At 61.0% G+C, this 24052-nt stretch carries 19 protein-coding genes; 9 read left to right on the plus strand and 10 right to left on the minus strand.

All coding sequences use genetic code 11. The features are described from left to right. Window positions 1-20: 20 nt before the first annotated feature. The 3 genes from KHP07_RS10025 to uvrD all read right to left on the minus strand — a co-directional run bounded on the left by KHP07_RS10025 (window position 21) and on the right by uvrD (window position 3868). The gene (locus KHP07_RS10025) at window positions 21-428 is read right to left on the minus strand and encodes an SMI1/KNR4 family protein (protein ID WP_010207624.1); all 408 of its coding nucleotides are present in this window, start codon (window positions 426-428) and stop codon (window positions 21-23) included. A 135-nt stretch (window positions 429-563) separates the two neighbouring features. Continuing rightward, window positions 564-1424, minus strand: a complete 861-nt coding sequence (locus KHP07_RS10030) for a Tim44 domain-containing protein (RefSeq protein ID WP_214497136.1) — start codon at window positions 1422-1424, stop codon at window positions 564-566. A gap of 260 nt (window positions 1425-1684) precedes the next feature. Next, window positions 1685-3868 carry a DNA helicase II gene (gene uvrD, locus KHP07_RS10035; RefSeq protein WP_214497137.1) on the minus strand — a complete coding sequence of 728 codons (2184 nt, stop codon included), beginning with the start codon at window positions 3866-3868 and terminating at the stop codon, window positions 1685-1687. A 247-nt stretch (window positions 3869-4115) separates the two neighbouring features. On the opposite strand from uvrD, the gene KHP07_RS10040 reads away from it, so the two are divergent. From KHP07_RS10040 to KHP07_RS29540, 3 genes are all read left to right on the plus strand, one after another. Beyond that, complete coding sequence (locus KHP07_RS10040) at window positions 4116-6992, plus strand: EAL domain-containing protein (protein WP_099493257.1); 2877 nt, start codon at window positions 4116-4118, stop codon at window positions 6990-6992. 158 nt (window positions 6993-7150) lie between these two features. Then, a complete protein-coding gene (hexR, locus tag KHP07_RS10045; RefSeq protein ID WP_003177007.1) occupies window positions 7151-8017 on the plus strand; it encodes a transcriptional regulator HexR in 867 nt (288 codons plus the stop codon). Window positions 8018-8164: 147 nt separating this feature from the next. Continuing rightward, window positions 8165-8362 carry a PA3496 family putative envelope integrity protein gene (locus tag KHP07_RS29540; protein ID WP_078050795.1) on the plus strand — a complete coding sequence of 66 codons (198 nt, stop codon included), beginning with the start codon at window positions 8165-8167 and terminating at the stop codon, window positions 8360-8362. Here the strand turns inward: KHP07_RS29540 and KHP07_RS10050 are convergent. Further along, entirely contained in the window at window positions 8292-9266 is a 975-nt protein-coding gene (locus KHP07_RS10050) for a LysR family transcriptional regulator (protein ID WP_099493256.1), read from the minus strand. The genes KHP07_RS29540 and KHP07_RS10050 overlap by 71 nt on opposite strands. Before the next feature lie 196 nt (window positions 9267-9462). On the opposite strand from KHP07_RS10050, the gene KHP07_RS10055 reads away from it, so the two are divergent. Both KHP07_RS10055 and oadA read left to right on the plus strand, forming a co-directional pair. After that, window positions 9463-10878, plus strand: coding sequence for an acetyl-CoA carboxylase biotin carboxylase subunit (locus KHP07_RS10055; RefSeq protein WP_003195732.1), 1416 nt, complete (start codon window positions 9463-9465; stop codon window positions 10876-10878). Window positions 10879-10889: 11 nt separating this feature from the next. Next, window positions 10890-12698, plus strand: coding sequence for a sodium-extruding oxaloacetate decarboxylase subunit alpha (oadA, locus tag KHP07_RS10060; RefSeq protein ID WP_078050793.1), 1809 nt, complete (start codon window positions 10890-10892; stop codon window positions 12696-12698). Between the two features lie 89 nt (window positions 12699-12787). Here the strand turns inward: oadA and KHP07_RS10065 are convergent, their stop codons facing one another. Next, on the minus strand, window positions 12788-14062 hold the full coding sequence (locus KHP07_RS10065; RefSeq protein ID WP_214497138.1) for an autotransporter outer membrane beta-barrel domain-containing protein: 1275 nt from the start codon (window positions 14060-14062) through the stop codon (window positions 12788-12790). 351 nt (window positions 14063-14413) lie between these two features. Here KHP07_RS10065 and KHP07_RS10070 point away from each other — a divergent pair, with 351 nt between their 5' ends. Beyond that, window positions 14414-15688 (plus strand): type II toxin-antitoxin system HipA family toxin, encoded by a 1275-nt coding sequence (locus KHP07_RS10070; protein WP_099493337.1) that lies wholly within the window; start codon window positions 14414-14416, stop codon window positions 15686-15688. A gap of 8 nt (window positions 15689-15696) precedes the next feature. Beyond that, window positions 15697-15954 carry a helix-turn-helix domain-containing protein gene (locus KHP07_RS10075; protein WP_371857045.1) on the plus strand — a complete coding sequence of 86 codons (258 nt, stop codon included), beginning with the start codon at window positions 15697-15699 and terminating at the stop codon, window positions 15952-15954. Window positions 15955-16166: 212 nt separating this feature from the next. Here KHP07_RS10075 and KHP07_RS10080 read toward each other — a convergent pair whose 3' ends face one another. From KHP07_RS10080 to KHP07_RS10090, 3 genes are read right to left on the minus strand one after another with little or no spacing between them, the layout of a single operon-like run. Then, complete coding sequence (locus KHP07_RS10080) at window positions 16167-16838, minus strand: GNAT family N-acetyltransferase (protein ID WP_214497139.1); 672 nt, start codon at window positions 16836-16838, stop codon at window positions 16167-16169. Between the two features lie 10 nt (window positions 16839-16848). Then, window positions 16849-17295, minus strand: a complete 447-nt coding sequence (locus tag KHP07_RS10085; RefSeq protein ID WP_078050789.1) for a GNAT family N-acetyltransferase — start codon at window positions 17293-17295, stop codon at window positions 16849-16851. Further along, a complete protein-coding gene (locus KHP07_RS10090) occupies window positions 17292-17930 on the minus strand; it encodes an FMN-binding negative transcriptional regulator (RefSeq protein ID WP_100491862.1) in 639 nt (212 codons plus the stop codon). The genes KHP07_RS10085 and KHP07_RS10090 overlap by 4 nt, the downstream gene beginning before the upstream one ends. 87 nt (window positions 17931-18017) lie before the next feature. Between KHP07_RS10090 and pdxR the strand changes: the two genes are divergently transcribed. Next, window positions 18018-19565 (plus strand): MocR-like pyridoxine biosynthesis transcription factor PdxR, encoded by a 1548-nt coding sequence (pdxR, locus tag KHP07_RS10095; RefSeq protein WP_100491863.1) that lies wholly within the window; start codon window positions 18018-18020, stop codon window positions 19563-19565. 59 nt (window positions 19566-19624) lie between these two features. After that, complete coding sequence (locus KHP07_RS10100) at window positions 19625-21901, plus strand: hypothetical protein (RefSeq protein ID WP_214497140.1); 2277 nt, start codon at window positions 19625-19627, stop codon at window positions 21899-21901. Window positions 21902-21910: 9 nt separating this feature from the next. Here KHP07_RS10100 and KHP07_RS10105 read toward each other — a convergent pair whose 3' ends face one another. Further along, complete coding sequence (locus tag KHP07_RS10105) at window positions 21911-23002, minus strand: polyamine ABC transporter substrate-binding protein (RefSeq protein WP_214497141.1); 1092 nt, start codon at window positions 23000-23002, stop codon at window positions 21911-21913. Further along, entirely contained in the window at window positions 22999-24039 is a 1041-nt protein-coding gene (locus tag KHP07_RS10110) for a histone deacetylase family protein (protein ID WP_214497142.1), read from the minus strand. The genes KHP07_RS10105 and KHP07_RS10110 overlap by 4 nt, the downstream gene beginning before the upstream one ends. Window positions 24040-24052 lie beyond the last annotated feature (13 nt).

A 24052-nucleotide genomic window follows, 5' to 3' on the forward strand; every position in this document is an offset into this window, starting at 1 on the left:
GGTCACCCTTGGTGCAGGGCTCAGCTTTCCAGCCAGACGTCCCGCGCCCAGTGCCACACCGATTCCCAGGTTTCTTCGGTGACGATTTCTTCTTCGCCGGACCACAGCACCACAGTGCCGTCTTCCTCAACGCAGTAGTAGTCGTCGCCATCCTGGCAGATCGGGATCAGGCTGCGATCAACACCGGCGTCCCAGGCGTTGGCGGCCACGTCCGGCAGGTAGGTGTGGGACTGCGGGTCGGTGACGGTCACCGGCTCCAGGCTGCCGTACACCACGTCGCTGACGGTCAGCAGGAATTCACGGAAGACAAACGGGATGTCGATGAACAATTGTTCCTCGATCTCCACCAGCAAGTCTTCGTCAGGCAGCTCCAGAGGAACCGGGACCGGTTCATTGGCTTCACGCAATTGTTCGATGATTTCTTCCACGGCCGGGATCCTCGTGCTAGATGGCGCGGTTTATAGGGGCGTTTTATACAGTAGCTCGCTATAAGTGCAACCGTGAAATAGAAAACCCCGGACAGGTCCGGGGTTTTTTGTATCTGCTTGCAAGGCGTGCAGGGATCAGCCGTTCTGGCGGATACCGGCGACCAGCCAAGGCTGGTTGTCGCCTTGGGCGCGCTCCATGTTCCAGCTCTCGCTGAACACTTCGCCCTGGTCGAAGCGCGACGTCTTCGACACACCGCTGAAGGTCAGGGTGGCGATAGTCTTGTCGGTGCGATCATCCACACCGTCCAACTGTACGCGCAGGTCGTCAATGTAGGTCGACTGGAAAGCGTCGCCCAGATCGGCGCGTTCGCGCTTGAGGAACTCCAGCAGTTGCGGGGTCACGAACTCGGCGATCTTGTCCATTTCGTTGGCGTCCCAGTGCTGCTGCAGGGACTGGAAGTGGCTGCGGGCCGCTTCGACGAAACGCTCTTCGTTGAACCAGGCCGGTGCGTTGATCACCGGGCGGGCCGCAGCAGGCGCTGGCGAACCACCGAAGATCGAACCCATGGCTGGCTTCTGCTCGAACACTTCACGCTGCATCGGCGCGCCGGCTGGAGCCAGGTGCTCCTGCTGCTTGCGGCGACGGGCGGCGATAAAGCGGAAGACCAGGAAGGCGATGACCGCCATGATCAGGATGTCGAAGATCTGCATGCCCTCGAAGCCGCCGCCCATGAACATGGAAGCGAGCAGGCCACCAGCGGCGATACCGGCCAGAGGGCCCAACCAGCGCGAAGCACCGCCAGCCTTGGCAGCAGCGCCTGCAGCACCTGCGGTGGCCGCAGCACCGCCGGCACCGGCGGATGGGGCCATTTGGCTGGTCTGGTGAGTCGGTGCCGAGCCCATGCTTTTGCCGCCACCAAAGCGTTTGGCGTTGGCGTCGATGCTCATCGTCAGGCCGATGCACAACGCCATGGCGATGCTAAGAAAACGTTTCATAAAGGGAATTCCCATTTGTGGATTGCACGCGCGCCATGTTGCACAGGTGTAGTGACAGTGGCTAGCGGCATAATGTTTCGGGCTTTTGCGTAAGACCGATTCCGAAGGGTCTGTAGGACTAATTACAGATATTGGCCCGAGCGGGTGAAAAACAAGGGAGGGGCGCGATTCTTCACCTGTAGGAGCCCGGCTAGCGGGCGATAGCAATCTTAAAGCCGCTATCGCCGGCGAGCCGGCTCCTACAATAAGGGTGCAGTGTTTCAGATGGCTTCGAGCTTCGCGTAGCCCATCATCAGCCACTTGCTGCCTTCGGCGAAATTCACCTGCACCCGCGCCTGGGCACCGGCACCTTCGAAGTTGAGGATCACACCTTCGCCGAACACCGAATGCCTGACCTGCTGGCCAAGACTGAACTGGGTTTCCGGAATCTCGGAACCGGCAAACATATTGCTGGAGTTCTGTTGCTGGCCCCCGCCGAACGGGCGGCTGACGCTGTTGGACAGGCGCACTTCCTGAATCAACCCCTTCGGCACCTCACGTACGAAGCGAGACACCTTGTTGTAGGTCTCGCTGCCGTACAGGCGTCGGGTCTCGGCGTAGGTCATCACCAGGTTCTGCATGGCGCGGGTGATGCCCACGTAGGCCAGGCGGCGCTCTTCCTCAAGACGGCCAGGCTCTTCCAGGCTCATCTTGTGCGGGAACAGGCCTTCTTCCATGCCCACCAGGAACACGTAGGGAAACTCCAGGCCCTTGGCGCTGTGCAAGGTCATCAACTGGATGCTGTCTTCATGCTCATCGGCCTGGGTGTCGCCGGCTTCCAACGACGCATGGCCGAGGAAAGCGGCGAGCGGGGTCAGCTCTTCATCTTCTTCGGTGTTTTCGAACGCGCGCGCTGCGCTGACCAGTTCCTCAAGGTTTTCTACCCGGGCCTGGCCTTTCTCGCCTTTTTCCGCTTCGTGGTAGGCGATCAGCCCTGACTGTTCGATCACCGTCTGGGTCATCAAGTGCAGGGGCATTTCCGCGCACTTGGCGGCGAGGTTCTCGATCAGCTCGACAAACACGCCCAGCGCCCCGGCAGCCCGGCCGGTCAGGCCTTTATTGGCGATCAGCAAGCGCATGGCTTCCCACATCGACACATCGGCATGGCGCGCGTGGTCACGAATGGCTTCGACTGTCTTTTCGCCGATGCCACGGGCCGGGATGTTGATCACCCGCTCCAGCGCAGCATCATTGCCACGGCCTTCCAGCAAGCGCAGGTAGGCCATGGCGTTCTTGATCTCGGCGCGCTCGAAGAAGCGCTGGCCGCCATAGATGCGGTACGGGATACGTTCGCGCAGCAAAGCTTCTTCCAATACCCGCGATTGGGCGTTGGAGCGGTACAAAATAGCGATGTCGCTGCGCGCCAGGCCGGTTTTCAGTGCGCTTTCGATGGTTTCCACCACGTAGCGCGCTTCATCGTGCTCGTTGAACGCTGCGTACAGGTTGATCGCTTCGCCTTCGCCGCCGTCGGTCCACAGCTCTTTGCCCAGGCGCCCGGTGTTATTGGCGATCAGGGCGTTGGCGGCCTTGAGAATCCCGGCGGTCGAGCGGTAGTTCTGCTCCAGGCGGATGGTGACCGCGTCCGGGAAGTCTTCGGAATACTGGTAGATGTTCTCGATTTTCGCGCCACGCCAGCCGTAGATCGACTGGTCGTCGTCGCCCACCACCATCAGGCTGTCGCCGCCTTTGGCCAGCAGGCGCAACCAGGCGTATTGCACGGCGTTGGTGTCTTGGAACTCGTCCACCAGGATATGCCGGAAGCGCTTCTGGTAATGGGCCAGCAAGCCAGGGTTGTCACGCCACAGGTCGAGGGCGCGCAGCAGCAGTTCGGAGAAGTCGATGACCCCGGCGCGCACGCAGGCCGCCTCGTAGGCTTCATAAATGCTGCGCATGGTGGCCAGGAACAAATCGCCGCTGGCCTGGATATGTTGCGGGCGCAGGCCTTCGTCTTTCTGGCCATTGATGAACCATTGCGCCTGGCGCGCCGGCCAGCGTTGTTCGTCGAGACCCAGCTCGCGGATCACCCGCTTGACCAGGCGTTGCTGGTCGTCGCTGTCGAGAATCTGGAAGGTCTGGCTCAGGCCTGCTTCCTGCCAGTGCGCCCGCAACAGGCGGTGCGCCAGGCCGTGGAAGGTGCCTACCCACATGCCGGCCGGGCTAATGCCCATCAACTGCTCGATGCGGTGGCGCATCTCGGCAGCGGCCTTGTTGGTGAAGGTCACCGACAGGATGGAATGCGGGGACGCGTTTTCGACCTGGATCAACCAGGCGATACGGTGCACCAGCACTCGGGTTTTACCGGAGCCAGCACCGGCCAGGACCAACTGACGGCCAACGGGGGCCGCTACGGCCTGGCGTTGGGCATCGTTGAGGGAGTTCAGCAAAAGGGAGAGATCATCGCGCATCGGCGCATTCTAGGGTGCCCGGGTGAGTGGGGCAAATACCAATGCCGGGTGGTCGACGGAAAACCTTCAGGGTGATGACCGGTCGGTCAATGGCCACAGCCCGCGCGGCGTCTCGCTCAAGCCGTCTGGCCCCGGAGATTGCGACGCATGAGCGTGCAGTTTTTATGACGCAGAGCAGTTTGGCCCAGGCGCTTGCTTGTGTATGCTCCGTCGACGTTTCGGGCTCACCATTATAAGAACACTGCCTATGACCCTCAGCACCGATCTGCTCGGCCCCTCGGCGGCGCCCGCGCAGGTTCTTCGCAAACACTACGCCACGGAGATGGCGGTCGAGCGCACGCGCCTTTTGTATCAAGGTTCGCTGTTGCCGACCCTGTTGATGTTGGTCAATGGCCTGGTCTGCGCCTGGCTGCTCTGGAACCCCAAGCAATACCTGCTGGACAGCATTTGGTTGGTCTGGCTGCTGGCCTTGGTGGCAATGCGCGTGATCCAGGTGGCGGCGTTTGACTCCGCCATGCCCAGCCGCCAGGCCCAGCCCGTTTGGCGACGCATGTTTATGCTCGGCTCGGCGGTCAGCGGCCTCACCCTGGCCACCGCCGCCATCGCCCTGGTGCCCGTGGACAGTTTTATGCAGCAGGCCTGGGTGTTCGGCCTGATCGGCGCGGCGACTCTGTCGGCCAGCGTGGCGTACGCCGTGAGCCTGCCAGCGTTTTTGTCGTTCGCCTTGCCATGCCTGGTGCCCGCCATCATTTACCTGTTCTGGAGCGGCGACCCACAGCAACGTGGCTGGGGCGTACTCGGCCTGATCCTGCTGGCGTCCTTGAGCCTGGTGGCGTGGCAGGTCAATCGCCTGATCCAGCGCGGGCTGCTGAGGCGCTTCCAGAACCAGGCGCTGATCGAGCACCTGCAACAGGCGCAGCAGCGCAGCGAGCAACTCAATCAGGAGTTGGTGCGCGAAGTCGAACAACGTCGTCAGGTCGAGCAAGAACTGCGCGAAGCCCAGATCGGCCTGCAAGACCGCGTGGCCCAACGCAGCCAGGAGCTGGATGCCGCCAGCCTGGCCCTGAATAAAAGCGAAGCGCGCCTGGCCATGGCCCTGCAAGCCAGTGAGTTGGGCCTGTGGGACTGGAACCTGCAAACCGACGAAGTCCACCACACCCAGCTCAAGGAACTGTTCGGCCTGGAGCCGGAATACGTCACGGCGATGCTCAGCCACCTCAAGCCGCGCCTGCATCCCGAAGACCTGCCGCTGCTCAAGCGTGCCTTGGTGGAACACCTTAAGGGTCGCAGCGAGGACTACTTGGTGGAATACCGCGTGCGCCACGGCGATGGGCACTGGGTGTGGATCGAAGACCGTGGCCGCGCCGTAGAGCGCGCGCCCAGTGGGCGGGTGACGCGCATGCTCGGTACACGCCGCGATATCACTGCCGGCAAAGCCCTGGAAGAACAGCAGCGTTTGGCATCGACGGTATTCGAGGCCGCCAGCGAAGGGATTGTGATCCTTGATCCGGACTACAAGCTGATTGCGGTCAACCAGGCGTTCAGCCGCGTCACAGGCTTTGAAACCGACGACATGATCGGTCGCAATGTGGTCGAACTGCCCAGCAGCCGCGATGCACGTCGCCACTTCCCGGTGATCCGCCAGGCGTTGCTCAGCCACGGCACTTGGCAGGGTGAGCTGGTGGAAACGCGCAAGAACGGCGAGCTGTACCCGCAGTGGCTGCAATTGAATGTAGTGCGCGATATCCGTGGAAACGTCAGCCATATCGTGGGCTTCTTCGCCGATCTCTCGGCGCGGCGTGAGTCCGAAGAGCGCATGCGCTACCTCACTCATTACGATGAATTGACCGGCCTGGCCAACCGCTCGCTGTTCCGCGAACGGCTGCGCGAGGCCCACCAGCGTGTGCGCCAGGGCGGGCGCAGTTTGGCGTTGCTGCACATCAACCTGGACCGTTTCAAGCTGCTCAATGACAGCCTTGGCCATGAAGTCGCCGACCAGTTGCTGCAGAAAATGGCGCGCCGCTTGATCAACGCCTTGCCCGAGGCCGACACCATTGCCCGCCTGTCCGGGGATGAGTTTGCCGTGTTGTTCGACGCCTACGGCAACCTGTCGAGCCTGGCGCGCGTCGCTACGCGGCTGTTGGCCAAGCTGCGGGTGCCGGTGACGGTGGAAGGGCATGAACTGGTGGTCAGTGCTTCGATGGGCGTCAGCCTGTTGCCGGACAATGCGCGGGAAATTTCCGCGCTGGTCAGCCAATCGAACATGGCCATGCAGCACGCCAAACACCTGGGCGGTAACAACTTCCAGTTCTACACCGACAGCCTGCAAGCCAGCACCTTGGAGCGCTTGCAGCTGGAAAACCACCTGCGCAAGGCCATCGAAGAACGCCAGCTTTCAGTGTTCTATCAACCCAAGCTGTGCCTGGCCACCGGCAAGCTGAATGCGGCCGAGGCGTTGATCCGCTGGGAGCATCCGCAGTGGGGCATGGTGCCGCCGGGAGACTTTATCGGCCTGGCCGAAGAGACCGGCCTGATCGTGCCGCTGGGCGAGTTCGTGCTGCGCCAAGCCTGCTGGCAGGCGTGTGAATGGCAGCGTCAAGGGCTGGCGCCGATCCGGGTCTCGGTGAACCTTTCGGTGCATCAACTGCGCCAGGGCAAGCTGGTCAGCCTGGTGCGCCAGGTGCTCGAAGAAACCGGCCTGGACCCTCAATACCTCGAATTGGAGCTGACTGAAAGCCAATTGCTCGACAGCGTCGAACATATCATCGCCACCTTCCAGCAACTGCGCGACCTGGGGGTGAAGCTGGCGATCGATGATTTTGGCACCGGTTATTCGTCCCTCAGCTACCTCAAGCGCATTCCTGTGGATTACGTGAAGATCGACCAGACCTTCATCCGTGGGCTGGGCCAGGGGCGTGAAGACGCTGCCATCACCCGCGCGATCATCGCCATGGCCCACGGGTTGGCGCTCAAGGTGGTGGCCGAAGGCGTGGAAGACCAGCAGCAGTTGGATTTCCTGCGCGGGGAGCGTTGTGACGAAGTGCAGGGCTATTTGATCAGCCGACCGATGCAGGCTGAAGGGCTGGCGGATTTGTTACGGGAAAATGCAGATTTTCCTGCGTGACACCAAGGCCGCCCCTGTGGCTACAACTGCGCCGCCCTTAGATTCAAAGGCGGGCAGGGCGATTTAGTGATGCGTCGGACGGGCAAAACGGCAATTCTTGTAGTATAACTACAAGCTTGCTACATCCTTGGCCCTGCCCATAACAAGAGTCCTGCCCTTTGAACCTGTTGCAACATATCGCTCAGTCGCGCCACCTGTTACGCAAATCGGAACTCAAGGTTGCCGATCACGTGCTGCTTGACCCTGCGGCTGTGATGCACAGTTCCATGGCCGACCTGGCCCACAGCGTGGGCATCAGCGAGCCGACCATCGTGCGCTTCTGCCGCGCCATCGGTTGCTCCGGGTTCCAGGACTTGAAACTCAAGCTGGCCCAAAGCCTGGCGGCCGGTGCGAGCTTTGGGCAATTCGCGATCCATGAAGACGACTCCGTCGCTGACTACAGCCTGAAGATCTTTGACACCACCCTGCACACCCTGATGGAAGTGCGCGAGAAGCTCGACCCGGTGGAATTGCAAAAGGCCGTGACGGCCATGTCCCAGGCCCAACGCGTCGAGTTCTATGGCTTTGGTGCCTCCGGCGCGGTGGCTGCCGATGCCCAGCACAAATTCTTCCGCTTGCTGCTCACCGCAGCGGCCTACAGTGATCCGCACATGCAGGCCATGTCGGCGGTCACCTTGAAGCCCACCGACGTCGCCATCTGCATTTCCCAGTCGGGGCGCTCCAAAGACCTGCTGATCACCGCCAATCTGGTGCGTGAAAGCGGCGCTTCGCTGATCACCTTGTGCCCGAGCCAGACGCCGTTGGCGGAACTGTCCACGGTCAACCTGGCCATCGATGTGCACGAAGACACCGAGATCTACACGCCGCTGACCTCACGCATTGCCCACCTGGTGGTGATCGACGTGTTGGCGATGGGCGTGGCCATGGCGCGCGGGCCGAGCCTGGTCAACCACCTCAAGAGCGTGAAGCGCAGTCTGCGCAGCCTTCGCCTGTCACCCAAGTCCGTCAAAGCCCTGGATGACTAAAGCGGTACACAGAGCAAAATGTGGGAGGGGCAAGCCCCCTCCCACATTTGGATCGCCTGCGAACCCAGAATCTTCATCAGGCTGTCATCGCTGCGTCATCGCCCAGGGCCATCCTGAACTCCCCGTACTCGCATTGGGAGACTCCAAATGGCCCGGCACTACGAAGAAAGCAGCAGCTCCGTCAAAACCCGTCGTCAGCAGGAAGACCAGCGCCGCATGGCGTTCCGTCGCGCAATCGAAGACCGTTGCGAGGAGCGCCAGTTGCTCCAAAGCATCACGGATTACCCGGAACTCCACTGGCAGGCACCCGCGGCTGCCCAGCGAAGCGCTCAGCCAGCGCGCTGATCTGCACCCGCTCGCTGCGGATAAAGCCCAGGAACGCATGGGCCACCGGTGACAGGCGCTTGGCCTTGGCCTGCACCAGGCACCAACTGCGGTACAGCGGCAGCTCTTCCACCGGCAGCTCCTTGAGCCCGCCGGTGGCCAGCTCCATGTTGACCGCGTGACGCGTCAGCAGGGCCACGCCCAACCCCGCGCATACACATTCACGCTGCGCCTCGGCCGAGGCCACTTCCACCGTCTGGGTGAAGTGCACGCGTTTCTCCTTGAAATACTCCTCACAAGCCAGTCGCGTGCCAGAGCCCGGTTCGCGCAGCAGCAGCGTGTAGGGTTCCAGGTCCTGCAGGCGCAGCGGGCCTTGCAAGCTCAGCGGGTGATCGGGTGGCGCCACGGCGACAATCGGGTTGTTGAGGAACGGCAGGAATTCCAGGCCCATGTCCTGGGGCACCATGGACATGATCACCAGGTCGTCACGGTTGTCCGACAGCCGTCGGATCACCTGGGCGCGGTTCACCACGGTGAGGTGCAACTGCACCTCCGGATGCTGGCGCTTGAAGGCTGCAAACAGGTGCGGCACGAAGTATTTGGCGCTGGATTCAATCGCCAGTTTCAGCTGGCCTTGCAACGAGCCCTGCATGTCCGAGAGCTGCATGTCGAGGTTTTCCAGGCGCCCGAAAATATCGCGACTGGCGCGCTGCAAGGCTTCGGCGGCCTCGGTCATGTAGAGCTTTTTGCCGACGTAATCGAACAGCGGCTGGCCAATCAGCTCTTCCAGCTGGCGAATTTGTAGGCTCACGGCAGGTTGTGTGAGGGACATTTCCTCGGCAGCGCGGCTGTACGAGCGCAAGTCACACACTTCATTGAAGATCTGCAGTTGACGCAATGTCATACGCATCAATGACTTACGCATTATTTCAATCCTTTTGCCAGCGGCTGTCGAGCCAACTATAAGTCTTTACTTATGCACGACCCAATAATTATTGATTTTTGTTAATCCCTCTGCAGGCTTAGTGTGTGTCTCGCGACTGTCATGAAACATTTGGTCACGCGCCGACCCAGGTCTAGTGGGTCGAAGAACGCAGCAATCGGCTCAAGGGAATTTCCAAGTGATAAAAAAGATCCTGATCGCCAACCGTGGTGAAATTGCCGTACGAATCGTGCGTGCCTGCGCCGAGATGGGCATTCGCTCGGTCGCGGTCTACTCCGACGCCGACCGCCACGCGTTGCACGTCAAACGTGCCGACGAAGCCCACAGCATTGGTGCCGAGCCCCTGGCCGGCTACCTGAACCCGCGCAAGCTGGTGAACCTGGCGGTGGAAACCGGTTGTGATGCGCTGCACCCCGGCTACGGTTTCCTGTCGGAAAACGCCGAGTTGGCGGACATCTGTGCCGAACGTGGTATCAAATTCATTGGTCCGTCGGCCGAAGTGATTCGCCGCATGGGCGACAAGACCGAAGCGCGCCGCAGCATGATCAAGGCCGGTGTGCCGGTCACGCCGGGCACCGAAGGCAACGTCGCGGATATCCACGAAGCCCTCACCGAAGGCGACCGCATTGGTTACCCGGTGATGCTCAAGGCCACTTCCGGTGGCGGTGGTCGCGGTATCCGTCGCTGCAACAGCCGTGAAGAACTCGAACAAGCCTTCCCCCGTGTGATTTCCGAGGCCACCAAGGCTTTTGGTTCGGCGGAAGTGTTCCTGGAAAAATGCATCGTCAATCCCAAGCACATCGAAGCGCAGATCCTCGGTGACAGCTTTGGCAATGTGGTGCACCTGTTCGAGCGCGATTGCTCGATCCAGCGCCGCAACCAAAAGCTCATCGAAATCGCCCCAAGCCCGCAATTGACCCCTGAGCAGCGTGCCTACATCGGCGACCTGTCGGTGCGTGCCGCCAAGGCCGTGGGCTACGAGAACGCCGGCACCGTGGAGTTCCTGCTCGCCGAGGGCGAGGTGTACTTCATGGAGATGAACACCCGGGTGCAGGTGGAACACACCATCACCGAAGAAATCACCGGGATCGACATCGTCCGCGAGCAGATCCGCATCGCCTCCGGCCTGCCGCTGTCGGTGAAACAGGAAGACATCCAGCACCGTGGTTTCGCGTTGCAGTTCCGTATCAACGCCGAAGACCCGAAGAACAACTTCCTGCCCAGCTTCGGCAAGATCACCCGTTACTACGCACCTGGCGGCCCCGGCGTGCGCACCGACACGGCGATCTACACCGGCTACACCATCCCGCCGTTCTACGACTCCATGTGCCTGAAGCTGGTGGTGTGGGCGTTGACCTGGGAAGAAGCCATGGACCGTGGCCTGCGTGCCCTGGACGACATGCGCCTGCAAGGCGTGAAGACCACCGCCGCCTACTACCAGGAAATCCTGCGCAATCCGGAATTCCGCAGCGGCCAGTTCAACACCAGTTTCGTGGAAAGCCACCCTGAGCTGACCAACTACTCGATCAAGCGCAAACCCGAAGAGCTGGCCCTGGCCATCGCTGCCGCCATCGCCGCCCACGCAGGCCTGTGAGGAATACAACAATGACTAAGAAGATTTTCGTAACCGACACCATCCTGCGCGACGCCCACCAATCGCTGCTCGCGACCCGCATGCGCACCGAGGACATGCTGCCGATCTGCGACAAGCTCGACAAAGTCGGCTACTGGTCCCTGGAAGTCTGGGGCGGCGCGACCTTTGACGCCTGCGTCCGCTTCCTGAAAGAAGACCCGTGGGAGCGCCTGCGCAAACTGCGTGCCGCGTTGCCCAACACGCGCTTGCAGATGCTGCTGCGTGGCCAGAACCTGCTGGGCTACCGCCACTACAGCGACGACGTGGTCAAGGCGTTCGTGGCCAAGGCGGCCGTGAATGGTATCGACGTATTCCGCATCTTCGACGCCATGAACGACGTGCGTAACCTGCGCGTAGCCATCGAAGCGGTGAAAGCCGCCGGCAAACATGCCCAAGGCACCATCGCCTACACCACCAGCCCGGTGCACACCGTCGAGGCCTTCGTGGCCCAGGCCAAGCAACTGGAAGCCATGGGGTGCGACTCGATCGCGATCAAGGACATGGCTGGCCTGCTGACCCCGTACGCCACCGGTGAACTGGTCAAGGCACTGAAAGCCGAGCAGACCCTGCCGATCTTTATCCACTCCCACGACACGGCCGGCCTGGCCGCGATGTGCCAACTCAAGGCCATCGAAAACGGTGCCGACCATATCGACACGGCTATCTCCAGCTTCGCCTGGGGCACCAGCCATCCAGGTACCGAGTCGATGGTCGCCGCCCTCAAAGGCAGCGAATTCGATACCGGCCTGAGCCTGGAACTGCTGCAAGAGATCGGCCTGTACTTCTACGCCGTGCGCAAGAAGTACCACCAGTTCGAAAGCGAATTCACCGCCGTCGACACCCGTGTGCAAGTCAATCAGGTGCCGGGCGGGATGATTTCCAACCTGGCCAACCAACTGAAAGAGCAGGGCGCCCTCAACCGCATGGGTGAAGTGCTGGCCGAGATTCCGCGTGTGCGTGAAGACCTGGGTTTCCCGCCGCTGGTGACCCCAACGTCGCAGATCGTTGGCACCCAGGCGTTTTTCAACGTACTGGCCGGCGAGCGCTACAAGACCATCACCAACGAAGTGAAGCTCTACCTGCAAGGCGGCTACGGCAAGGCGCCGGGCACCGTGAACGAGAAACTGCGTCGCCAGGCCATCGGCAGCGAAGAGGTGATCGACGTACGTCCGGCCGACCTGCTCAAGCCGGAAATGACCAAGCTGCGCGGAGAAATCGGCGCGTTGGCCAAGTCCGAAGAAGACGTGCTGACCTACGCCATGTTCCCGGACATCGGGCGCAAGTTCCTCGAAGAACGCGACGCCGGCACCCTGGCGCCGGAAGTGCTGCTGCCGATTCCGGAAGCGGGCGGTGTGGCGCGTGCCGGTGGCGAAGGCGTGCCGACCGAGTTCGTCATCGACGTGCACGGTGAAAGCTACCGCGTGGACATCACCGGTGTGGGCGTGAAGGCCGAAGGCAAACGCCACTTCTACCTGTCTATCGATGGCATGCCGGAAGAAGTGGTGTTCGAACCGCTCAACGAATTTGTCAGCAGCGGCGGCAGCAAGCGCAAGCACGCCACCGAGCCGGGCCATGTGAGCACCGCGATGCCGGGCAATATCGTTGATGTGCTGGTCAAGGAAGGCGATGTGGTCAAGGCCGGCCAGGCTGTATTGATTACCGAAGCCATGAAGATGGAAACCGAAGTGCAGGCAGCGATTGCCGGCAAGGTGACCGCCGTTCACGTGGCCAAGGGCGACCGGGTCAACCCTGGCGAAATCCTGATTGAAATCGAAGGCTGATCAAGCCTTCGACACTACCGCTTAATCCTCGGGGGGGCAGGTGCCCCCCTTTTTTTTCGCCTGGGGTTTATCGGCCGCCGAGGTCGGGTTCAGAACATCACGCGCCATCGCCCCATCAGCCCATGGTTGCGGCTGTGTGTGCCGCTTTCACCGGTGTAGGCCAGGCCGACCGTGTGTTCGTTCGACAATGCCAGATCCAACCCCGCCTGCAAGTTGAGGCTGTTGCGGTCCAGGGCGGTGCCGTTGATGGTGAAGTCTGTACCGAAGCCCGCCGCAGTGCGAAAGGACTGGCTGACCTGGCTGTCGACGTTGCCATAGAGGTGTTTCCAGTGAGTGCTCACGTAAGGCGTGAGGCTCATCCGGTTATCGAAACGGTACACCGTGGCCAGGCGCAGGCCGAGGGTGCTGTTCAGGTTTTGCTGGGTTTGTGGGCCAACGTTCAGTGCGGTCAGGCCACCCTGTTCCTTGAAACGTTCGCGGTAGTAGCGCTGGTAACCGAGGCCGGCGAAGGGTTCGACGCTGATGTCCCCGTTGCCCAGTTGGTAGCCCCATTCGGAAAACACATTTTGGCTCTGCGCGTCATAGCTGCCTTTGAGCGATTCCTTGTAGTCCACAAGCTGAACAGCGCGGGTGTTCTGCCCGGCGTGGCTGCTATAGATCGCCCCCAGGCGCATGGACAACGGGCCATCCTGGCGAACGGCGTAACCGCCCAGGTGCCAGCTATCCAAGTCGGCGGAAAAGCGTTGGGCATCCCAGTCGCTGGTGGATTTAGCGCCCATGACGCCGACACGCCAGGCATGGTCGAGCGCCCAATCGGCCCCCAGCATCAAGCCCTGGGTGCCGTAGTTCAGGCCGGCACTGCCACCCTGTTTGTCCAGGCTGCCTTCGTCGGACAGGCCCTGCACCCAGAAGTGGCCATCCTCGTCCGTGGGCCGTGTGCGCAGCACCGATAGCAACTGGCCGCTGATCTGCTCGGTGGTGGCTTGGGTAGCCGCCGCGAGGTTGGCGTTCTGGCTGCCGGCCAACTGTTCCAGGGCCATGCCGAACTCGCCAGGTCGTTTGGCAAGCGCAGCGTCAAGCTTCTCCAACGCCTTGATCTGCTGGGAGCTCAACTGGCCGGATTCCAACAAGCGCTTCAGTGCGGGCTCGAGCATCCTGGCAACCTGGCGACCGTTGTCAGTGGTTGCGCGACGCGTGAGGTGGTTGTCCAGAGAAGAGGTTTCAGTGGCGGGTGCGTAAAACCAGTAGTCGTAGGGCAGATCCAGTGGGAACTGAAAGGGCATGACGGCATGGGACAGTTGCGCACTGACGACGCCTAGTGCGAGCGTGATAGCGCGTGTGAGTTTCTTGACTGAAAAGGACATGAATTCCCGGCCTCTGATGAATGAGGCCAGGAATTTAGCGAGATGGCGGGATGATAACTGTCAGGCCAGCGACCCTTGGTTTGCGGGAGTTGTCTTTAGTGCGGTGCGATTAAAAACTCCGGATCAATAGGCATTGGCTGAAAGCATGGATACGCATTTTGATGCGGTTTTGGTTCGAGAGTTGTAATGAAACTGCATTAAATTGCAATTTTTTGGCGGTCACAACGCAATTTATGCACTATATTGCGTTTGTGGCGCTTATATATTATCTGAAGGTGCATTAAATTGCGTATTGACGATGCGTACAGGCTTACTCTGCAGATATTCAATGCCGATCGTTGGCAGGACGCAATGACGCTTGAGTTTTCAGAGCCGGATAAAGGTTTCGCAAGCCCCTGCCGTTTCGGCTACGAGTCTGATTACCTGGTTGATCATTTGGACCATATTGACACTGTGTTTGCCAAGGCCGTGAGTGTAAGGGTGCCCTTGAACTGGGCGCAGGAGGCTCCCCGGAACGCCCCGGCCTTTCTTCATGACATCGCACCTGCGGGTGCAGCGAAGCGGTTCCTGGCTAGCCGCTTTGAGATGCTGAGCACTGATAACGTCAGTTCGGATTTGTTTTTGTTAGCGCGAAGCACTCCTGCCCCTATCGGACACATGCGAATCAAGGAGTCACTTCAGGCCCTCAACGACCGTCCACCTATGGGCTTTGAACGACAGGAGGTGATTGATCGCGATAACCGATTTCTGGAGTACGCCTACGAGCAGGGGGCTGCTATTGGGGGAGCGACCGGCGCAGGTGGAGAGGCCCCAAAGCTGTTGTTGACGCAAAGCCACGAAGGCTTGCTTTATCCAGATGCGGTGTTGGGTGATGATCAAGCCAGCCAGCACTGGTTTATAAAGTTTGCTCGTAATCAAGGCCTGCAGATTGATCAAGACATTCTGAGAAGCGAATTTCACTACTACAAAGCGCTGCAGTCATTAGGGATCGAGACCGTTGCAGTCGAGGGCCTGGCGTTGGAGATGGCGACAAAGCCAAGTCTTTGGATGCACCGTTTTGATCGTCATGTCAGTGATCAAGGAGTGGAGCGCTTTGCGGTGGAGTCCATTTATTCTCTGGCAGGTGTAACAAAACCGGGCAGCGCGATGAGCCATCTGGATGTGTTGTTGCAACTGGCAGGTTTGTGGCAGCAGGCAGGTCAAGGTGAACAATTGACCGACTTGGTCGCGGATTATCTTCGTCGCGACTTGCTCAATAAAGTGTTGGGGAATTCCGACAACCATGGGCGGAACACATCGATTATTCGTGGCCCCGATAGCTTGCGTCTGGCCCCCATCTACGACCTCGCACCGATGGTCATGGACCCTGAAGGTGTTACTCGCACGACTAAGTGGCCGCGGCCCCTGGAAGTCGCGGGTGATATTGATTGGCGCGGTGTATGTAATGCGCTCGCACCGGTTATTAACCCCACGGATGCCTTTGAGCGCTTACGCACAGATGCTCAGCGTCTCAGGGCGCTGCCGGATATATTGGTCGACAGTGGTTTACCGAAGGTCACCTTGAATCATCCGAGTATTGCCTTACGAAACCTTGATCAGCGTCTGAGAAGTTGGGGCCTCCAATGAGCCTCTCGATGAGTCAGCGCGCGCAAGTGATTGAAAGCATCGAGCAGGGCTTGTCAGACGGTTCTCTCGAAATAGGCGACGCTGTGCGCCGTCTACGCACCGAAGTCACTGGCCTGCACCAAGCCCAGTTCGCCAAGATGTGCAAAATCTCTGTGCGCACGTTGGTGCATATTGAACATGGCGAAGGGAATCAGACGCTTAAGTCACTGAATGCCGTGTTCAGGCCGTTTGGACTGAAGATGGGCGTGGTCAAGGTCCGCCGCTGAGGATCCATGCAGGCGCCGGGCTTGCCCGCGATGGCCGTAGGTATTTACTCAACTCTGGGTACGGCGCTGGACCTGTGGCGAGGGAGCTTGCTCACAGCTATCTACCTGTTGCACCGCGATCCAAATGTGGGAGCTGGCTTGCCGGCGATGCAGATAAATTCGCTATCGCGGGCAAGCCCGGCTCCCCCATTGATCAGGGCTGGCTTGCCGGCTCAGCCCCGGCACTGCGCCAGTGATTTCACCTGACCGTCACCTCGTTGGTTGCCCTCTGACAACCATTCCTCAAACCCGGCGCCTACCTTCGGCCATTCCGAGTCGATGATCGAGTACCACGCGGTGTCGCGGTTCTTGCCCTTGACCACGGTGTGTTGGCGGAACACGCCTTCAAAACTGAAACCCAATCGCTCGGCCGCGTATTTGGAGCGGTCGTTGGCGTTGTTGCACTTCCATTCCAGGCGGCGGTAGCCCTGTTCGAACGCGTGCTTGGCGAGCAGGTAGACGGCCTCGGTGCTTTTCGGTGAGCGCTGCATGGGGGCGCCGAAGGTGACGTGGCCGATTTCGATTCGGCCGTGATCCGAGACGATCGACATCAGGCTGAGGATGCCCTGTACCTGGCCGGTCGCGCGGTCGATCACGCTGAAAAAGTAGGGATCGCTGTGGGCTGCGTGGTTGTTCAGCCAATCGTTGAAGACGCTGCGCTCAGGGAAGGGACCATAAGGCAGGTAGTCCCACAGCTTCGGATCGGCACCGGGGCCTTGCAGGGCTTTGAACAGGTCGTCGCCATGGCGGGCCGGGTCGAGTTTTTCCAGGCGGATAAAACGCCCTTCGAGCAGTTGCACCGTGGGGGCCGGGACGCCTTTCCAGTCGGCGAGAGAAGTAGTCATGCTGCGCTCCTTAAAGACCTTTGCGAAATTGGATGAAACCGGGGCGTTCGGCGATGCGTTCGTAGAGTTGGATCGCCGTGGCATTGGTTTCGTGGGTCAGCCAGTGGACCTTGCAGCAGCCGTCGGCCTTGGCGGTAGCGTAGACAAATTCGATCAGCTTGCGGCCGACGCCGGTGCCGCGTTGGGTCGGAACCACCAGTAGGTCCTGCAAGTAGCAGGAGTTCTCGATGCTCCAGTTGGAGCGGTGATAAATGAAGTTGACCATGCCCACAGCCTTGCCATCCTGCCAGGCCAGGGCCGAGTGGGTTGGCTCTTTGGCGTCGATCAGGCGTTGCCAGGTGTTCTGGCTGACGGCGTCCGGCAGCTCGGTGTTGTAGAACGTCAAATACGCTTGCCACAGCGGGAGCCAGGCGGCGTGGTCGGCGGCAGTGACCGGGCGGATGTCGATCTGGCTCATTCTGAAGCTCCTTGGGGAATAAAGCGGGCGAGGGTCTGGTCGCGGACGTCGACGCTGGCGGCGAGGCCATCGCGAACGCCGGCGATGTCCGCCGCGCTGCGGTTCTGGCTGAGTTTGCGTTTGCCGACCAGGCGCTCGATCGGCAAGGCAAAGCCGACGATGGCCTTGAGCATGCCGTCAATGTAGTCGGCCGGGGCATCACTGACCTTCCATGGTTGGGCGCGGCCGCCTTCGTGACGATCGGTCAGCGCGGTGACCACGCCAAGCAAGCGTTCGGCGTCGCTGAACACGTCAGCCTTGCCGTAGGCATGCACGGCGATGTAATTCCAGGTGGGTACCACTTTGCCGTGCTCGGCCTTGGCCGGGTAAAAGGCCGGGCTGATGTAGGCCTCGGCGCCAGCGAAGATCACCAGGGCTTCGCTGCCATTTTGCAGGTCGCGCCACTGCGGGTTGGCCTTGGCGAGGTGCCCATAGAGCGTGCCGTTCGGGCCTTCATCGGGATTGAGCAGCAACGGCAGATGGCTGGCTTGCAGGCCTTGCTCGCCAACGGTCACCAACTGCGCCAGGCGCGTGTGCTGGATCAGTTGCTGCAGTTCGGGCAAATCTTCTAGGGCAAAGGCGCGGGGTGTGTACATGGAAATATTCCTTGGCGAATGCCTGCATCCTAGGCAGGCTAATGGTTCGTTGAAAGAGCCATCTGGCCCCCATTTCATAGGTCCAATATGTCGCCCACTTCGCCGCCACTGTCATTCAACCCTGCTGGCATTGAGCTTGATCGCCGTCAGGGCCTGACTCGTCAACTGTACGATGCCTTGCGCCAGCGGGTGCTGGACGGGCGGCTGGTCAGTGGCACACGGTTGCCGGCCACCCGTGACTTGGCGGCGGCGTTGTCGATCTCCCGCAACAGTGTGGTGCGTGCCTACGATCAGCTGTATGCGGAGGGGTTTATCGAAAGCCGGGTGGGTGATGGCACTTACGTCGCCCAATTGCCCACCGCAAAAAAACTATCCACAAAAGTATCCACAGGGTTTTCAACAGGCTTATCCCCAGCCTTATCCACAAAATTGGTAAATTTACCGGAGGACCTCGACAACGAAGTTATCCACAGCGCGGGCTTGGCGAGGGTAAAAAACAATCATCTGGCCCTGCCTCCTTCGGGGCCGCCTCGGGCATTTCGCGTGGGCGTACCGGCTTTCGACCTGTTCCCGTTTGAGGTGTGGGCCAAGCTGAACGGGGCGTTCTGGCGCAAGCCGGACCTGGAGCTGCTGTGCTATGGCGACCCGGCGGGTGACGGCCGCCTGCGCGGTTTGATTGCCGCCTACCTGCGCAGCTCGCGGGGCATGCAATGCGCGGCTGAGCAAATAGTGATCACCAGTGGCGCGCAACAGGCCATTAGCCTTTGTGCACAGTTGCTGGTGGAGCCGGGCGATGGGGTCGCGGTGGAAAACCCTGGCTATCGCGCGGCGGGTCATGCGTTTGCCTTGGCGGGTGGACGGTTGCACGGTGTCCCGGTGGACGGCGAGGGTATCGATTGCCAAGCATTGAACCGCCTCGACGATTGCCGTGTCGCCTATGTGACACCGTCCCATCAGTACCCCTTGGGCGTGGTGATGAGCCTGGCGCGGCGCCTGGAATTGCTTGCCTGGGCGGAGCGCAAGGGCGGATGGATCATTGAAGATGATTACGACGGCGAGTACCGCTACAGCGGCGCGCCGTTGTCGCCGCTCGCGGCGTTGGATCGCAACGGGCGTGTGTTGTACGTCGGCACCTTCGGCAAGGTGGCCTTTCCCGCGTTGCGCCTGGGTTACCTGGTGCTGCCGCCGGGCTTGGTGGATGCCTTCGCCCGGCGTCGGGCCGTCGACATGCGTCATTCCGAAGTCAGCACCCAGGCGGTGATGGCCGAGTTCATGGCCGCCGGGCATTTCCAGCGGCATATCCGGCGCATGCGGCGCGCGGCCTTGAGTCGACGCAATGCCTTGCTGGCCGGATGGCCCGGTGGGATTGAAGGGGTTGGCGAGCTACCGAGCGTCGCAGCAGGTCTGCACATGACCGTACGTGTCGATAGCCTGGCGCGCGAGCAGCAATTGCTCGCGCAGGCCCATGCCGTGGGTATCGAAATCAACGGCCTGAGCAGCTACTGGCTGGCGCAATCGACCCCGCCGGCGGATCAGCGTGCCGGCCTGGTCATGGGCTTCGCCGCCGTGCCAGAAGCCGACATCGCCCAGGCGCTGGCGCGGTTGCGACAGGCCTGGGGCGCCAGCGTTAACTAACTACCGTTTGAGTGCCGGGCAGGCTCATTACCTTTGATCTTTTGCAGAGGTGATGCACCGTGCCTGTCGATACCGTTTCATCCCATGACCCGTTGCTGCTGAGCGTCAGTCAACAGATCGCTTTGCGGCCCACGCTGCAATCGCTCGGCGTGACCCAAGCCCAACTCGATCAACAGCCCGAGCACGTCATCGATTACTACTGCGATGCCTTGGTTGATTTCTTCTGCGAGCCGGATGCCGATGAGATCAGCCCGTGGTTGCGCATTACACAGTATCTGACGCAGGCCGTGGCCGATGAGAAGGACGCCGATGGCCTGATTGACGCGGTACTGACCCAGCCCGATGGCGCAGAGCGCGGCACCCCGCTGGCGTATGTGATTTGGCATCACGGTAGTCTGGCCCTGGCGTTGACCCGTGGCGCCGACCGGGTGTGGGTTTACTCCTTGCCCCGGGGCCTCGAAATGCTTGAAACCTTGCCTTTGGCGAATGCCGAGCGGCTCGAACATGACGCCTTCGAAGGCTGGGTATTGAGCGCATTGGACGTCGCCGTGCAGCGTATCCACCTGATCGACCTGCAAAGCGTTGCGACGATTGAGCCACTCGATCGGCAGTTAGCCTGGGCTACGCGGCTCGGTGATTTATTCCGGCAGGACACCGAGCAAGACGCGCTGCGCGACGAGTTGGCGCACCAATTGCCCGCCTGGTTACGCAATGCGCCACCGTCTGGGCGGTTGGCCTATAGCAAATGGGTGTTGGCGATGGCCAGGGCTTGCAGGAAATATCGGGGGCAACGTCTGGTCGATCAAGTGCCAGGCGATGGGCCCAGCCCGCTATTTGCACGGTTGTTGGCGCTGCAATTGCGGCGTGTTGCGCTTGAGTACAGCCTGCAAGGCCGCGAGGGTATGACTGAACGCGGCTATCGCAGGGTTCGCGCAGCCGTGCGCACCTATGCCAGCCAACGCCTGGAGCAGGGAGAGCCGATGCTGTTCAGGCCGTTGTCGGATGGGCAGGGCTTTGTGATCGGGCCTACGGAGGGCGGCCCCTGGGTGCTGCTGCGGCCTTGGACCATGCCCCTGTTGCAGCAAGTGGATACACCGGTGGCCGCGGGATCACCGTTGGCTGATCCCTTTGCCCGGCTGTACCAGGATTTTGTGGTGCAGCGCGCGGACGCCGCGTTGTTCGAGGAACCTTTGCACACCTTGGCTCGACTCAAGCAAGTGGGCGGCAATTTATTGCAGGCGGCGGAGCTGGACAATCCCGAATCGTGGCGCAGGGACGTCAACCTACTGCGCAACCTGGCATTGCTGCTGATTTACCCCGGTGCCCGTCATACCAGCCCATCGCTCGCCGCACACCCTCGAATCAAGCGCCTGGATACTGCCTGGGCAGGTGCGCGCCAGCAACTTTCGCGGCTACAGCTCCAGCGCCTGCGGGCACTGCGTCGGCCAGTATCTTCTGCCCAGGTCGAAGCAGGACTGCATCGTGTGGACGGCGGGCTGATCTACAACAAGGACGAAAACCACTTCAACGTCCTGTCGAATATCCGCCTCGGTCCGTTGCTCAACGTCGACGTGGTGGAATATCAGGTGGTGGATGACCCGCAACGGCCGGTCAACCGAGGGCCGTACCTCACCCGTGATGCGCACGGTCAATGGGAGACCGAGCGCCGCCCCAGGCTGCGGCGCGATCTTGAGGGCCTGAGCGTCACGGCGCGCAAAGCAATGAACACCGGTACTGCGCTTGCCGCGACACAGCCGGCGATCCTGGCACACGCGAACCGGGACGCCCAAGCCACGGGCATGCTGCCTGTGCTCGTCGAAGAGAGCCTGGAGCGAAGTGCGCAGCAATTCGAGGAGGCAGCGGCGACGCTTGAGCGCTACACCCAAACTCGTCATACCGAAGCGTCCATTGCATTGGTGCGCCAATTGCGCGAAGAGGCGAGCCAACTGCGCGTCAGGGGCCAGGCATTGCGCATCGAGATGATCCGTCTCACGTGCACACCGAACATGGGCGATTTGACCTACCTGCTGGGGCAGAACCTCATCCGTATCCGCCGCCTCAATGGTCGTGTGGAAGAGACCATTGACGGAGCGTGTGACTACCTCCAGGAGTTTGAGGTGCTGGACTTGAGCAACGGCGAAACACCGCTGTGGTATGCCCACTTTCACTACCCGGCCTTGGACACCGGCGACGACTACCCCAGCGCCGCGCATCTGAAAACCGTGGCCCAGCGCCGACTGGGCCGTGAGTATGAACGCCAGGCAGGCATCAAGGTACATCGCGGCCCGATCAGCAATGCTGCGGCGCGCCAGCCCTTTCTGAGCGCGCCCCGGTGATGGGCCGGTTCAGGTCCCCGACTTGATCTTGGTCCACGCCCGCGTCCTGGCACGTTCTGCATCGCGGCCCAGCGGCTTCAGGGTGTACAGCGTGGCCATCGCCGCGTCGGTCGGGTACAGGTTGGGGTTGTTACGAATCGCTGGGTCGACTTGCAGGGTGGCATCCTTGTTCGGGTTGGGGTAGCCGACAAAGTCGCTTATCGGTGCAATCACCTGCGGTTGCAGCAGGTAGTTGATGAAGGTGTAGGCGTCCTGCGGGTTCTGTGCGCCCTTGGGGATGGCGAGCATGTCAAACCAGATTGGCGCGCCTTCTTTGGGCAGGCGCATGTCCACCGTCACACCGTTCTTGGCTTCCTTGGCACGGTTGGCCGCCTGGGAAAAGCTGCCCGAGTAACCGACGGCCACGCAGATGTCGCCATTGGCGATATCGGCCATGTACTTGGACGAGTGGAAGTAGGTGATGTACGGGCGGATTTTCATCAACAGCGCTTCGGCCTTGACGTAATCCTTGGGGTTGCTGCTGTTGGGGTCCAGGCCCAGGTGCTGCAACGCCAGGGGCAGGATTTCCGACGGCGAATCGAGCAACGCCACGCCGCACTGCTTGAGCTTGCTGATGTTCTCTTCCTTGAAGATCAGGTCCCAGCTGTCTACCGGTGCGTTGGGCCCCAGCACTGCCTTGACCTTGTCCGGGTTGAAGCCGATCAAGATGGTGCCGTACATGTAGGGCACCGCGAATTTATTGCCGGGGTCGTTGGCTTCGATCAGCTTCATCAGCTTGGGGTCGAGGTGGTTCCAGTTGGGCAACTGGCTGCGGTCCAGGGGCTGGAATACCCCGGCTTCGATCTGCTTGGCCAGGAACACGTTGGACGGCACCACCACGTCATAGCCAGAGTTGCCGGTGAGCAGCTTGGCTTCCAGGGCTTCGTTGGTGTCGAAGATGTCGTAGACCAACTTGATGCTCGGGTTCTGCGCCTTGAAATCTTCCAGCGCCTTGGGGGTGATGTAGTCGAACCAGTTGTAGACCTTGAGGGTTTTCTCGTCGGCCTGTACCGCGCTGCTCAACATAGCGGCGCACAAGGCGAGGGAGGTGAGCATCTTCATCGGGTGGCTCCTTCTAATTCGAAACCTTCGAGAACGTTGACGGCGTTGATGCCGATTTCTTCCACTGCGTAGCCGCCTTCCATCACGAACAGGGTCGGCTTGCCGAGGCGCGCGATACGTCGGCCCATGGCCAGGTAATCCGGGCTGTCGAGCTTGAATTGGGAGATCGGGTCGTCCTTGAAGGTGTCCACGCCAAGGGAGATCACAATGACGTCGGCGCCGTAACGTTCGGTTTGCGCGCACGCCGCTTCGAGTGCTGCGCTCCATTGCGCCCAGCCCGAGCCGGCTGGCAGTGGGTAGTTGAAGTTGAAACCTTCGCCGGCGCCTTCGCCCAGCTCATCGGCGTAACCGAGGAAGAACGGAAACTCGGCCTCCGGGTGGCCATGAATCGAGGTGAACAGCACATCGCTGCGGTCATAGAAGATCGATTGCGTGCCGTTGCCGTGGTGGTAGTCCACGTCGATGATCGCGACCTTTTCATGGCCTTGGTCGAGAAAGGCCTGGGTGGCGATGGCGGCGTTGTTGAGGTAGCAATAACCGCCCATCAAGTCGCCGGCAGCGTGATGCCCCGGTGGGCGGCACAGGGCAAATGCGCTGTGGGCGCCTTGCTGGATCGCCTGTTGCGCGGTGAGCGCCACTTGCGCCGCACTGTATGCCGCTTGCCAGGTGCCAGCGGTGATCGGCGCGCCGCCGTCGAAACTGTAGTAGCCCAATTGCCCATGCAAGCTGGTCGGCAACACCCGGCGCAGGGTGCGGGCCGGCCACGTGTAGGGCAACAGGTCGCCGTCCTGGCCGAATTCGGTCCAGCGGTCCCAGGCGCCTTTGAAAAAGTCGAGGTAGTCGCGGCTGTGAATGCGTTGCAGCGGCGCCAGGCCGAAATCCTGTGGCGCCTCTACCGGGCCCAGCTCACGGTCCCTGACCCGTTGCAACACATGGTCGGCACGGGACGGCATTTCGAAGCAGGGCATCAGTTGCCCGTCCATCAATTCGCAGCGTCCGTGGTGCAGGTGGTGATCGTCCGAGTAGATCGTCAGCATGTGTGGTTCCCCG

This window comes from Pseudomonas sp. VS40 (assembly GCF_018587885.1).
In the GTDB taxonomy this organism is placed as follows: domain Bacteria; phylum Pseudomonadota; class Gammaproteobacteria; order Pseudomonadales; family Pseudomonadaceae; genus Aquipseudomonas; species Aquipseudomonas pergaminensis.